Here is a 14,028-nt window from a genome sequence, read left to right as displayed (position 1 = left end):
TCTAATCTTTCATTTTTAGATTTTAGTTTTTCAGGTGGGAATTGCCCACCCTACTTATTTTAACTACATCTGACGAACAATAGGTTTACCATCGATAACTTCGCCAATCAAAACCAAATCAACACAATTTACAAAGATGCCATTTTCCAAAACACCAGGAATATTATTCAGTGTTTTTTCTAAATTCACAGGGTCGCTAATATTATCAAATCTCACATCGACAACCATATTACCTTGGTCGGTGATGACTGGGCCGGCTTTCCTTACACCCATGCGGAGTTCAGGTTTACCACCGAGTTTTTTAATTGCATTGAGAACGGGAGTAATAGCCATAGGGATAACTTCCACTGGGACAGCAAAACTAGAACCCAAGCGGTCTACTAACTTACCAGCATCGACCACGACAATAAACTGCTCTGCCAGATAATCTACCACTTTTTCGCGGGTATGTGCAGCACCACCGCCTTTAATCAAGTTTTTGTGGGGATCAACTTCATCAGCACCATCAATAGCAATATCAATATGGTCAATAGCGTCGAGAGTCGTCAGAGGAACGCCGTACTGTTTTGCTAGAACTTCCGACTGAAACGAGGTGGGGATTCCAACAATATCTTTAAGTTCACCAGACTTGAGGCGTTCTCCTAAATATTGAATTGTATAGGCTGTAGTTGACCCCGTACCCAACCCAACTATGGAACCAGATTTTACCAGGGCGGCGGCGGCTTTGCCAACTTCTTGCTTCATCAACTTCACGGGGTCTGCTGCTACGGACATTCTTAAAACTCCTCAAAAATTAACTGTGGGGAAGATACTATTACAGCCGACTATACTACAAAATTGGTAATGGTTAATAGGTAATTAGTGATATTTCTTAGATCAAAAATTTCAAATTATACATAAAAAAATACTAATAATTAATGAAATAGAAAATCGGCAACTTCAGTTATTCAACAAACGTCAATATAAACAATGCAGTTATAAAATGATAATAGACATGAAAAAATTACTAGCTACATTGAGTTTAGTAAGCCTAGTGCAAAACTACCCAGTAATGGCGCAGACACAAACTTCAGAACAACTACCTATCCAGGGTTCAGATTATATACAAAAGGTGATTAACGCCAAATTAATTGCCAATTTTCCCGATGGTCAATTTTATCCAAATAGCTTAATTAGTCGGGCTGAATTAGCATCAATTTTAGTGAAAGCTTTTCATTTAGAAAAACGCCAAGCTGTTGAACAAAAAAAAGCAAAATTTATACCAGATGTGCCGAGTTCTCACCCTGGATATCAAGATATTCAGATAGTTCTCAAAACCGACATTATGAAAGGCTATCGAGGGAATATGTTCTTTCCCAATCAAAGAGTATCCAGGGCTGAAGGGTTAGCAATTTTTGCCCAGGCCTATGGAGTGTTTCAGTTCCCCAATGATACCGTCAACGAAATTTTGACACCTCACCCAGATGCAGAGAATATACCCACCTGGGCTAGAAAAGCGATCGCTACCGTAGTCAGTGAAGGATTTATCAATACAGATACCCAAGGTAATATTAACCCCTTAAGCCCCATGACTCGTGCTGACATGGCTTACGTCTTAAGTAAATATTTGCAACGCCAACAAAAACAACCAGAGACACCAGTAGTCCCTGGTGTACCCCAATTATGATCGGGAGATGAGGAGAAATGGCTGCGGATAACTAACCAAAGTTATACTTCTACAAACAACATTAATGACTGCCAGCTTTTTGTAGACACCTGAAGTGGGAAAATCTAAGTTAATGCCAAAAGTAGAGTATAGAGAGGAAAACCCGATAATATGCACCTGAGTGAAATCACCCACCCTAACCAGTTGCATGGTTTGTCGATTCGGCAATTGCAACAAATTGCTCATCAGATTCGAGATAAGCACTTACAAACCGTAGCCGCAACTGGGGGACATTTAGGTCCCGGTTTGGGAGTTGTAGAACTAACCCTTGGACTTTACCAGACGTTGGACTTAGATCGAGATAAAGTCATTTGGGATGTGGGACATCAAGCTTATCCCCACAAACTACTCACAGGACGCTACAGTGACTTCCACACTCTCAGACAAAAAGACGGAGTTGCAGGTTATCTCAAGCGTTGTGAAAACAAATTTGACCACTTTGGTGCTGGACACGCTTCTACCAGTATCTCAGCCGCCTTGGGTATGGCTTTAGCCCGCGACTTAAAAGGGGAAAAATTTAAAGCCGTTGCTGTGATTGGAGATGGTGCTTTAACCGGTGGTATGGCTTTAGAAGCCATCAACCACGCTGGACACTTACCCAAAACTAACCTGCTGGTGGTTCTCAATGACAATGAGATGTCCATCTCCCCCAACGTTGGTGCTATTCCCCGCTATCTCAACAAAATGCGCCTTAGCCCACCGGTGCAATTTATCAAAGATAATTTAGAGGAACAGTTCAAACATATTCCTTTTGTTGGTGAATCTCTTTCCCCAGAACTAGAACGCATCAAAGAAGGAATGAAGCGTTTAGCGGTTCCCAAAGTTGGTGCAGTTTTTGAAGAACTGGGCTTTACCTACGTGGGGCCTGTGGACGGGCATAATTTAGAAGAGTTGATTGCTACCTTCCAACAAGCACATCAAATTATTGGCCCGGTTTTGGTTCATGTGGTGACAACTAAAGGTAAAGGCTATGAACTAGCTGAAAAAGACCAAGTAGGCTACCACGCCCAAACCCCCTTTAACTTAACCACCGGTAAGGCTATTCCTTCCAGTAAACCCAAACCTCCAGCTTACGCTAAAGTTTTTTCTCACACTTTGGTAAAACTGGCAGAACAAAATCCCAAAATCGTCGGGATTACGGCAGCAATGGCCACCGGTACAGGTTTAGATAAACTCCAAGCTAAATTACCCAATCAATATATCGATGTGGGTATTGCTGAACAACACGCTGTGACTTTAGCAGCTGGTTTAGCCTGTGAAGGAATGCGCCCTGTTGCTGCTATCTATTCCACTTTCTTACAACGCGCCTTTGACCAAATTATTCACGATGTCTGCATCCAAAACCTACCCGTATTCTTCTGTTTAGATCGAGCAGGTATTGTTGGTGCTGATGGTCCGACTCACCAAGGTATGTATGACATCGCCTATCTACGTTGTATTCCCAACATGGTAGTGATGGCTCCCAAGGACGAAGCGGAATTACAACGGATGGTGGTGACTGGTATTAACCACACCAGTAGCCCCATTTCTATGCGTTTCCCACGCGGTAATGGTCACGGTGTACCTTTGATGGAAGAAGGTTGGGAACCTTTGGAAATCGGTAAAGGGGAAATTCTCCGCCAGGGTGATGATGTGTTAATCGTCGGTTACGGCACAATGGTTTACCCCAGTATGCAAGCGGCAGAAATTCTCAGCGAACATGGCATTGAAGCTACTGTGATTAATGCCCGGTTTGTTAAGCCTTTGGATACTGAGTTGATTTTACCTTTGGCTCAACAAATTGGCCGAGTTGTCACTTTGGAAGAAGGCTGTTTAATGGGTGGCTTTGGTTCTGCGGTGGCTGAAGCTTTACTTGATGCTGATGTTTTGGTTCCTGTGAAGCGGATTGGTGTCCCAGATATTTTGGTAGATCATGCCACACCAGATCAATCTTTTGCAGCCTTAGGTTTAAGCAGTCGGCAAATTGCAGAAACTATTTTGCAAGCTTTCTTTAAGAAACAAGCTGCTACTGTTGTCTAAATAATTTTCTTTTTCTCGTTCCCATACTCTGTATGGGAATGAATTCTTAAAGGCTCTGCCTTGTTTTATCCTAGACTCAGAGCCAATTTTCATTGTCTAAATCAGGATTTACAGGATTTAATCAGGACTTACGCACGAGTCACGGAATAACGTTCGCGTAGCGTGCCGTCAGGCATACCACAGAGGACACAGAGAACACAGAGGAATAGGAGTTTGAGTGTTTTTTTGGGTAAGTCCTATTAAGGATTGACCCGATTTAATTATTTTCATCCTGTACATCCTTGAATCCAGCGTATCCTGAGTCTCATAAAATATATTTCTATTTGATTCTCGTTTCGGATATTGCGTTTAGATAATATAAAAGATATACTTTTAGATATCTTGATTAAAGTAATCATAAACAATGAAGACCATCATATCTGGGCAAAACCTGCCTGTAGAGTCGGTAATGGCTTCAGAACAGGAACAGTCATCTATTAAGCACCTTGAACGTATACTTCAGCTTGAAGGCTCCCAACCAAAACTAGTAGGAGCAGACGGTAAAGAAATTCAGATTCCCGAAACGGTGTATCATGTATTACACCAGGCTGTTCATGCACTGGCATCAGGTAAAATAATATCTGTAGTCATTCAGGATAGAGAACTGACAACACAAAAAGCAGCAGACCTGCTGAAAGTTTCACGTCCTTACCTGATTAAGTTATTAGACCAGGGTGAAATTCCTCATATTATGGTAGGAACACATCGACGTGTTCGTTTTGATGATTTGATGAAATATAAAGAACAACGAGATATCAAGCGTAGAAAATGCCTACAAGAACTTATTGAAGTAAGTGAAGAAGCGGGACTTTATGATTACGAGGAGTGAGTAAAACAGTTAAATCACTATGCCTAATGTTATCTTAGATGCCTGTGTTTTGTTTCCAATGTACTTACGAGATACCTTACTTTCTACTGCTGAGGCTGGTTTGTATGTACCTTATTGGTCACAAAAAATCCTAGATGAAGCAATGGGAAATCTCATCAATAAAGGATATATTTCTAGCGAAGGAGCTAAGAAGTTAGAGGAAGTTATCAAAACTGCTTTTCCAGAGGCTATGGTTGAAGTACCTCAAGAACTGGAGTCTGTGATGAAAAATCACCCTAAGGATCGTCATGTTCTCGCTGCTGGTATAGTTGATAAAGGAGATATTGTAGTTACTCAAAATATTAAAGATTTTCAGAAACAAGTTTTGAAGCCTTGGAATATAAAAGCACAGTCACCTGATGATTTCCTCTGTGATATATCTGAAGAATACCCTGAAATAATGGTTCAAGTTTTACTCACACAATCTCAAAAATATAAAAGAACTCCTTTAACTTTATTTCAACTACTTGATAAATTAAGTAACCCAATACCAAGATTTGTTCAAAAAATCCATACTTTCATAACCTAAAGTTCACCACAAAATGCTAAATCTAGTAACGTTGAATGATAAGAAACCAACGTGAAAGCACAAGTATTTAGAGGCGTTAATCAATTATCCTACGAAGAAGTCCCCGTTCCCACCCTAGAAGCAGATGAAGTACTAGTACAGGTGAGGGTTGTAGGTTTGTGTCAGTCAGATATTAAAAAAATTCGTTATCCTTTGTATGAACCGCCACGTATATTTGGACATGAAACGGCTGGAACGATCGCATCTGTGGGTGCTAATGTGAAAGGGTGGACGGTAGGACAACGGGTAGCGGTGATGCACCATATACCATGTATGCGTTGCTCCTACTGCTTAAATGATAATTTCTCCATGTGTGATGTTTATAAAAATATCTCAACTACCGCAGGTTTTAACGCCAGTGGCGGCGGTTTTGCTGAGTATGTAAAAGTTCCAGGTCATATTGTGGAGAATGGGGGTTTAATTCCTATCCCCGATGATATTAGTTTTGAAGAAGCGAGTTTTGTAGAACCGACTAATTGCTGTTTAAAAGCGGTGAAAAAGGCTCAAATTGCACCGGGACAGACTGTGTTAATCACTGGGGCTGGGCCAATTGGGTTAATGTTTATGATGTTGGTGAAGTATTTTGGAGCCAGAGCGATCGCTACTGACCTTTTACCATCTAGAATTGAAAAAGCTCTAGAAGTGGGTGCAGAAGCAGCTTTCGATGCTCGTGATCCTGATTTACCTGCAAAAATTCAAGCTTTAACTGGGGGTATGGGTGTTGATGTCACCTTGTTAGCTGTTCCCAGTGACAAAGCATTTTTCCAAGCTTTAGACTGTACTCGCAAAGGTGGAAAAATCTTGTTTTTCGCCGAGTTTCCTGATGAGTTGACAATTCCCATTAATCCGAATACTCTCTATCGTCGGGAAATTGATTTGATGGGTAGTTATAGCTCATCATACCGTTTACAAAGTCTTTCCGCCGATATTGTCTTTAATCGCCGCATTGATGTCAAAGCCTTAATTAGCGATCGCTATCCCCTACAAGATTTATCACAAGCCGTAGACCAAGCGATCGCACCCACACCGGAAACGTATAAAATTCTAATTTATCCGTAAATCAAATATTGTCAGAATCAGGATACTCAGGATTAGAGGATTAACAAGATTAACAAACTAAGTAGCGTAACGTAAATAATTAAAGGTTTGTAGTGAGGTCTTTAGACCTGAAAGTAGAGCTGTTTGCGAAGCATTCCCGCAGGGTAGCCCTAACTACGAGCCAATTTCAGAATTTGTTACCTTACTTAACATTGTTCTCTTTATTTTCGCCTACCTGACTTGAAAATAAGACCCCACCCCTAACCCCTCCCCGCTGTTTCGTGGAGGGGAATAAGAAGTTTTTTTTCATGTGTTCTGGTGTACACAGTTCATGATGGCTACTTACATCAAAAACAATCAACATTAATCCTGTAAATCCTGATATGGCTACGCCACGCTTCGCTATCAGACAATTTAAAGGATTAACAAAATTAACAAACTACATCAAAAACAACCAACATTAATCCTGTACATCCTAAAATCCTGGAAATCCTGATTCAGACAACTATGATTATTCTCGCCTTCTTAGCTTTTTATGTAGCTTTTAATCTGGGCGCAAATGATGTAGCCAATGCTATGGGGACTTCTGTAGGTTCTAAAGCTGTCACCCTCAAACAAGCAATTATCATTGCCGGCATCTTAGAATTTACAGGTGCGGTATTATTCGGACATGGGGTAACAGAAACCTTGGGGACAAAAATTGCTAACCCCGAACTATTTACCACCACACCGCAAACCTTACTGTTAGGCATGGCAACGGTACTGATATCATCAGGGATATGGCTACAGATTGCCACATCACGCGGTTTACCTGTATCCTCATCTCATGCCGTTGTGGGTGCGATCGCTGGATTTAGTTGGGTAGCCTTGGGAATAAATGCTATAGACTGGTCAGCTATTGGTTTAATTACCATCGGTTGGATTTTAACACCTGTAATTAGTGGGATAATAGCGGCTTTTTTTTACAGTCTGATTCAGCGCTGGATTTTAGAACAACCGAATCCCCACATACAGTTACAAGAATGGATTCCTTGGTTAAGCACAATTTTACTGAGTGTATTTGGTGTAATTGTCCTACCATCCCTCACCCAACCACTGACAACGTTTTTAATTGAAGAAGTCGGTTTAAACATCCCTGCACACGACATCCCCATATTTATAGGTGCAACAGCCGCAATTGGACTGACAATATATAACTGGAAAAAACTTAATTCCCCAATTACCAATCACCAATCACCAATTACCAATCCCACAGAGCAATTATTCGGACGCTTCCAATTATTAAGTGCTTGCTTTGTCGCCTTTGCACATGGTTCAAATGATGTTGGGAATGCGATCGCACCCCTAGCAGTCATATCCTACATCCAGCGTACAGGTAGCGTACCCATTGATGGTATTACCATCCCCATCTGGATTCTGATTCTTGGTGGTATTGGTATTGTCGCTGGTTTAGCAATCTGGGGTAAAAAAGTAATTGCCACCATCGGCGAAAATATTATATCTTTACAACCGAGTAGCGGATTTTGTGCCGAACTGGCCACCGCCACCACAATCTTACTTGCTTCCCGACTGGGTTTACCTGTATCCACATCTCACGCCCTCGTTGGAGGTGTAGTGGGCATTGGACTAGTACAAAACTTCAAATCACTGAAATTGCAAACCCTCCAAGGAATCGCCGCCGCCTGGGTAATTACAGTCCCCATTAGTGCCATTCTCAGCGCTACCATCTTCAGCATTATCCGGATGATCTTAAATTTAAAATGAAATTTATGGAGATTCTTACATACTCGATCTCATAATGAATGCAACACATTCTAGGGAAATCGCGTAAGCAAGATAGCTGTTTCACTACAAAACTTTCGGTGCTGTACCCCTACGTTCAATTGGAATCCGACGCAATTAAAAACCGCTACATTCTGCAATTACTACTAAACAGCATATTTTTGCAGAATTGTTGGTCATTTACTAGAATATTGTGCAGGGGATGGCAATATCTTCTATTTTTCATAGAAAAATACTTTAATTCCTCAGAGCAACAAAAACTGTCACGCAATTTACACTTCGCACAAATTTTGGTTTTTCACAACCTACCCATCTGCAAAGCTTTGAAACAGTGAACAGTTATCAGTAAACAGTAAACAGTAAACAGTTTAACAATTGATAATTGATAACTGATTTATTGTCAGTGAAAAGTTACCAGTGAACAGTTAACAGTTATCAGTAAATAATCTGAGAACAGCTTAACTGATTTATCGTCAAGGTGTTAGAGGTTAGAAACTGATGGGGCGATTCGAGAAACGACCAGACAACCCACGAATCAGAGGCGACTTATCTAGAGCCGCAGAAAATGCACTCTGGGATGTAGTTGAGGATTTGGAGAATCTTCAACAAAATGTCCTGAGGTCGTTCCAGGATGATGTCAAGCGACTGGAGGCTGAAAAAATACGTTTAGCTAGTGATATTCAACGATTGATTGAAGAAAAAGAAAAGTTACAGCAGGCTCGACAAATTACTGAACAGCAAGTTTTAATCCGTCAGCTGGCAGAAGTTTTGGCAAAGCATATATCTTCCCAACTACAATCTTCATTGAAGTCTCTAGCTACTCAATCAATTGACGGTGAATCTTCTGAACGATCTGCGTTGAGGTCTGCTGAAGTCACAACTAATTCAGCCAGTCAGATCAATGAGAATGTCGGACAAATGTTGGACAATCTCGATGATACTGTCACTATTGCTTTTAGCTCGCTGCAACAAGAACTAAAAAATTATCAAAGTCATCTTTCCCAGCAGTTGTCCCGAATGTACGACCAACAGCAGCAAGGGGAAGAAATTTTAGCAGAGTTCATTAATCGTCTACGAGGTGAACTGGACAAGACTAAAGAAACAACTTCCTTCAAGGTTGTCACAGGAGGTGCGCCAACTGTATTACAACTGACAGAGCCTCATAAAAACGGTTTCTTGGAAAAATCCTCAGAGAGAATAATTACTGAACCCATTTCTCTGCTCCCCCAGGAATCACCAAAAGAGGCTGTGGTAACTTTACCACCATCACAGGAAAATAAAACTGAGTTAAATTCTGTCCAGAGTCCAGACTTATCAGCACCACCACCCCAAGAAAATAAAACTGAGTTAAATTCTGTCCAGAGTCCAGACTTATCAGCACCACCACCCCAAGAAAATAAAACTGAGTTAAATTCTGTCCAGAGTCCAGACTTATCAGCACCACCACCCCAAGAAAATAAAACTGAGTTAAATTCTGTCCAGAGTCCAGACTTATCAGCATCACCATCACAGGAAAATAAAACTGAGTTAAATTCTGTCCAGAGTCCAGACTTATCAGCACCACCACCCCAAGAAAATAAAACTGAGCCAATTTCTGTCCTGACTCCAAAATCATCAGAAAGCTCAATTACATCAAAACAGCCACCCCAGGAAAATAAAACTGAGCCAATTTCTGTCCTGACTCCAAAATTGTCAGAAAGCTCAACTACATCACCAAATCCATTTGCACCAAGGCCAAAGCAGGAAGTCACTACCCGAAGACAAAGATCCCGTAGTTCCCCAAACTGGTCTCCGGTTCAAGTAGGCTTTTTGTTGGTTGTTTTGTCAACGCTGGTATCGTCCCTTTACAACGTAGCTATTAAGGCGCTTTTTTACAAAGATTCTCAGATTCTGGGAGAGTTCGAGACACAGCAATTCATCACGCCAACCTTGGGTAATATTTTCCTGATCTTGATGCTCAGGTTATTAGTAGTTGTGCCATTGATGCTACTTTTGGCTCCCATCTTGCATCCTCCAATTTGGCAAGACCTGCAAAATCTATTTGATTCGATTGGGAGAAATACTACCCCTAACAGTGCAAAAACAAAGCGGGTTTTAATATTGTCCGTAGTCAGTGGCGGCTGTTTATTCTTGTCGCAAGTACTCATTTACCTTGCTATTGGCGAAGTTACCACTGGCATAGCGATCGCACTATTTTTTATCTATCCTGTGATTAGTGGACTTTTAGCGTGGTTTCTGTTTAGAGAGCGTCCTAATTTAATCACTGCTGGGGCTTACGCTACCATATTTTTTGGTGAATTATTAATCTTGGGTAGTTACTCCACAGGCATTAGCAATACCTCTTTGGGAACCATCTCAGGAATTATGTCCGGAATAGCTTTTGCTATGTATGTAATTTTTACTAGGTTATGCGCCACTCAACTGCATCCAGTTTCTTTTGCTTTAATTAACTTCGCCACTATGCTACTGTTAAGCTTTATTTGCTTAATGCTTCCTTTACCTAGTGATTGGAGTTTAGCAATTAGATCATCTAATTTACTGGAAGTGATTCTAAGTGCTTTTATGTTGGGTGTTCTCACCCTTTGTGGTTATTTATTCAATAACTTTGGGATTCGCAAACTAGGTGCGCCACAATCAGCAATTATCGGCGCTACTGTGCCAGTGCTAACTGTGATTTTTGCTGGCTTAATGATTCAGGAAACCTTGAATCTATTACAAATTCTGGGAGTTTTATTAGTCACCTTAGGTGCTGTTGCTTTCAGCTTTGAAAAAATGCAAAACCAAGTTAAATCTTCTAGTCCCAATAACTAAATCACAAAGAGCAATGAAACTTAACATCCTCAAAACTGACTCTCCCCATTCTCAAAATGCGGATATTCAACCTCAGCATTTTTCCTGGGCTTGATCCTGGAAAAATTGTTAGTGTATTTGGGAATCACAAAAAAGTCATGGTTCAAACATAATTAATTATCTGAACTGAAGACGTATATTGCAGCTTGGTGTATACTAGATAATTTAATTTGAATCCCTCTCTTGTAAACGTGCCATTCATCTGTCTGTGAATATGAGTAACGACATAGATCTGATCAAACGTCTTGGCCCAAGTGCGATGGATCAGATCATGCTTTATCTAGCTTTTAGTGCCATGCGAACAAGTGGGCATAGGCATGGAGCATTTTTAGATGCAGCCGCAACTGCCGCTAAATGTGCAATTTATATGACCTATCTGGAGCAGGGGCAAAACCTGCGAATGACTGGCCATTTACATCACCTGGAACCGAAGCGAGTCAAAATCATTGTCGAGGAAGTAAGACTTGCTCTGACTGAAGGCAAATTGTTAAAAATGCTGGGTTCTCAAGAACCTCGCTATCTGATTCAATTGCCCTATGTCTGGATGGAAAAATATCCTTGGCTACCAGGTAGATCCCGTGTACCTGGTACGAGTTTGACAAGTGAAGAAAAAAGACAAATTGAGCGCAAGCTGCCTAAAAATCTGCCTGATGCCCAATTAGTCACTTCCTTCGAGTTTCTAGAGTTAATTGAATTTCTCCACAAGCGATCGCAAGAGGAATTACCACCTCACCATCAAATGCCTTTGAGTGAAGCTTTGGCAGAACATATCAAACGCCGTTTACTCTACTCAGGTACAGTGACACGCATTGATTCTCCTTGGGGAATGCCTTTCTACGCTCTGACTCGTCCTTTTTATGCACCAGCAGACGATCAGGAACGCACTTACACGATGGTAGAAGACACTGCTCGATACTTTCGCATGATGAAAGATTGGGCAGAACGAAAAGCAAACGCCATGCGTGCTGTAGAAGAATTAGACATCCCTGCCGAACGATTAGACCAAGCTATGGAGGAACTAGACGAAATTATCCGCGCTTGGGCAGATAAATATCACCAAGACGGAGGAATGCCAATGATTTTACAAATGGTTTTTGGCAGTCAAGATGAATAAAGTCGCCAAAGATTAGAAGATTACTTCTAATTTTTAGCGATTCAACCTTGACTAAACTATTTGTGCTACAGCCTCCACATTTAAAGTCAAGATATTTTTTATAGCCCTTCTTGATACTATGAGCGCGGCTAATATGTGTAGCAAGCAAAGTTCTCACATAGTGGTAGTAGTCGGTTAAATTTACATCCCCACCTCTAAAAGAGATAGCAAGACGAAATTCAGCAGGAGGCAGGGGAGCAGAGTGGGTGATCACAGAGAGATATTACCCCATCGAAATTAATGGCAGAGCTTTAAGTCAGCATCTGTCACCCTTGCTCCCCCCATTAACCCCTACCTATTATTGTGGGGTTGACCCAGCCCCAATACTGATAGTTTGATCAGTACCGTCAATACAAGTATCTAAAGCTTGAATTGGTGTAAAATCTATTTCCTTACGCAAGCCAACTACACACTGTGCAAAAGTCACAGGCAACAAACTGCGTCCACAGTAGACTAAAGCAGCTGGGTTAACTGCTTCCTGAGTACCCTTGCTGATACCAACTACACAGGCAGCTAAATCTTCAGGACGACGGGCTTGACTACAGGAATTAAATGCATCAGCAGGATTAATTTGCGTCTGCTTTTTAATTTGAGCTACACAAGTAGATAACTCTTTTGGGCGCAAAGCCTTAGCACAACCTTGAGATGCTGCTTGTGGAGTGACACCCACACTCAAAAGTTGTGCTGCACAGACTCGGTAATCATTTCTATAGGAATCTGTAACAGCTAGACTTGGCACAATAGTTGCCAATAATCCAGCTATAGCTAAAACTGGTGCTGTCAAAATTCTCAAGGAACAATTGCTTTTTTCGTTTTGAAAACTGCGAATTTCTTTTTTGGTTGCTAACATAGTTATTCTCCAAACACCCAAGGTTATGCTAACTTAGAATTTGCTCAAACTCCTCTACAATCAAGGAATTTCGGCTCAATTGTCTGCCTAAGATAGAAACAAAGCCTGATAATTGAATTCTTGACCATTCGGAGCAATAAGTGATTAATTTTGTCTCAGGTTAGACTATAGTGGATAGTTTGTGGCGAAAACGACTTAAATCATAGTCAACGTTGCGTGAGCAGTGTTTTCGCAACATCTAAGTTAAACGTACCGTGGGACGCATGGGAACGCAGGCTTAACACCTGAATGCTTGGAAGATACTGCTTTTGAGGCCAAGCCCTACTTAAAGTCAGTATAGTGAAGATAAAATCTTTTGTAAGTATTTTATCTCATTACTTGGTTCAAAAGAACGAGTATTTAGAGATAGCTTTTCAGAAGAAATCTCATTCAACCAAGAATCCTCTAGCTATTTGGTTCGGGGAATGTCATAATAGAATATTTGGTTAAAGTTTAAACAGGATTAAATTAAGGAAACTCATGTCCCGATATAGAGGACCACGCCTCAGAATTGTGCGTCGCTTAGGCGACTTGCCTGGATTAACTCGGAAAAGCGCTAGACGTGCCTATCCACCAGGACAACATGGTCAAAACCGCAAAAAGCGCTCTGAGTATGCTATCCGTTTAGAGGAAAAGCAAAAACTCCGCATGAATTATGGTTTGACTGAAAAGCAACTGCTACGCTATGTGCGAAAAGCAAGACGTGTAACTGGTTCTACCGGACAAGTATTGCTGCAATTGTTAGAAATGCGTTTAGATAATACGGTTTTTCGTATGGGTATGGCTCCCACCATTCCCGCAGCGCGTCAACTGGTGAATCACGGTCATGTAACTGTTAACGGTCGTGTGGTCAATATTGCCAGCTACCAGTGCCGCCCCGGTGAAGAAGTTGCGGTCAGGAATAAGGAAGCATCCAAGAAATTGGTAGAAGCTAACTTGCAATATCCTGGTTTAGCTAACCTCCCCAATCATCTAGAATTTGATAAAACCAAGTTAGCTGGTAAAGTCAACAGTGTGATTGAACGGGAATGGGTAGCACTCCAAGTTAACGAACTACTTGTGGTGGAATACTACTCACGTCAAGCGTAAGTCAATTTTGGATTTTGGATTTACGATT

Annotated in this window: 11 protein-coding genes; 9 read left to right on the top strand and 2 right to left on the bottom strand. The window is 41.2% G+C overall.

The window, feature by feature from the left end; all coding sequences use genetic code 11:
* Positions 1–63: 63 nt before the first annotated feature.
* The gene (gene rpiA, locus ANA7108_RS0120710; protein WP_016952738.1) at positions 64–774 is read right to left on the bottom strand and encodes a ribose-5-phosphate isomerase RpiA; all 711 of its coding nucleotides are present in this window, start codon (positions 772–774) and stop codon (positions 64–66) included.
* 220 nt (positions 775–994) lie between these two features.
* Here rpiA and ANA7108_RS0120705 point away from each other — a divergent pair, with 220 nt between their 5' ends.
* From ANA7108_RS0120705 to hetR, 8 genes are all read left to right on the top strand, one after another.
* Complete coding sequence (locus tag ANA7108_RS0120705; RefSeq protein WP_016952737.1) at positions 995–1,666, top strand: S-layer homology domain-containing protein; 672 nt, start codon at positions 995–997, stop codon at positions 1,664–1,666.
* 150 nt (positions 1,667–1,816) lie between these two features.
* The gene (gene dxs / locus ANA7108_RS0120700) at positions 1,817–3,724 is read left to right on the top strand and encodes a 1-deoxy-D-xylulose-5-phosphate synthase (RefSeq protein WP_016952736.1); all 1,908 of its coding nucleotides are present in this window, start codon (positions 1,817–1,819) and stop codon (positions 3,722–3,724) included.
* Between the two features lie 403 nt (positions 3,725–4,127).
* On the top strand, positions 4,128–4,592 hold the full coding sequence (locus tag ANA7108_RS0120695) for a helix-turn-helix domain-containing protein (RefSeq protein ID WP_042490582.1): 465 nt from the start codon (positions 4,128–4,130) through the stop codon (positions 4,590–4,592).
* A 19-nt stretch (positions 4,593–4,611) separates the two neighbouring features.
* Positions 4,612–5,160 carry a PIN domain-containing protein gene (locus tag ANA7108_RS0120690; RefSeq protein WP_016952734.1) on the top strand — a complete coding sequence of 183 codons (549 nt, stop codon included), beginning with the start codon at positions 4,612–4,614 and terminating at the stop codon, positions 5,158–5,160.
* Between the two features lie 51 nt (positions 5,161–5,211).
* A complete protein-coding gene (locus ANA7108_RS0120685) occupies positions 5,212–6,258 on the top strand; it encodes a zinc-dependent dehydrogenase (RefSeq protein WP_016952733.1) in 1,047 nt (348 codons plus the stop codon).
* Between the two features lie 486 nt (positions 6,259–6,744).
* Positions 6,745–8,001 carry an inorganic phosphate transporter gene (locus ANA7108_RS0120680; protein ID WP_016952732.1) on the top strand — a complete coding sequence of 419 codons (1,257 nt, stop codon included), beginning with the start codon at positions 6,745–6,747 and terminating at the stop codon, positions 7,999–8,001.
* A gap of 516 nt (positions 8,002–8,517) precedes the next feature.
* Entirely contained in the window at positions 8,518–10,830 is a 2,313-nt protein-coding gene (locus ANA7108_RS0120675; protein ID WP_016952731.1) for an EamA family transporter, read from the top strand.
* Positions 10,831–11,083: 253 nt separating this feature from the next.
* A complete protein-coding gene (gene hetR / locus ANA7108_RS0120670; RefSeq protein ID WP_026104344.1) occupies positions 11,084–11,983 on the top strand; it encodes a heterocyst differentiation master regulator HetR in 900 nt (299 codons plus the stop codon).
* Positions 11,984–12,320: 337 nt separating this feature from the next.
* Here the strand turns inward: hetR and ANA7108_RS0120665 are convergent, their stop codons facing one another.
* Positions 12,321–12,872, bottom strand: coding sequence for a hypothetical protein (locus ANA7108_RS0120665; RefSeq protein ID WP_016952729.1), 552 nt, complete (start codon positions 12,870–12,872; stop codon positions 12,321–12,323).
* A 519-nt stretch (positions 12,873–13,391) separates the two neighbouring features.
* Here ANA7108_RS0120665 and rpsD point away from each other — a divergent pair.
* Positions 13,392–14,000 carry a 30S ribosomal protein S4 gene (gene rpsD / locus ANA7108_RS0120660; protein WP_016952728.1) on the top strand — a complete coding sequence of 203 codons (609 nt, stop codon included), beginning with the start codon at positions 13,392–13,394 and terminating at the stop codon, positions 13,998–14,000.
* Positions 14,001–14,028 lie beyond the last annotated feature (28 nt).

It is taken from the genome of Anabaena sp. PCC 7108 (genome assembly GCF_000332135.1).
In the GTDB taxonomy this organism is placed as follows: domain Bacteria; phylum Cyanobacteriota; class Cyanobacteriia; order Cyanobacteriales; family Nostocaceae; genus Anabaena.
Note: the sequence above shows the minus strand (reverse complement) of the source record. Positions and strands in the feature narration are given on the sequence as shown.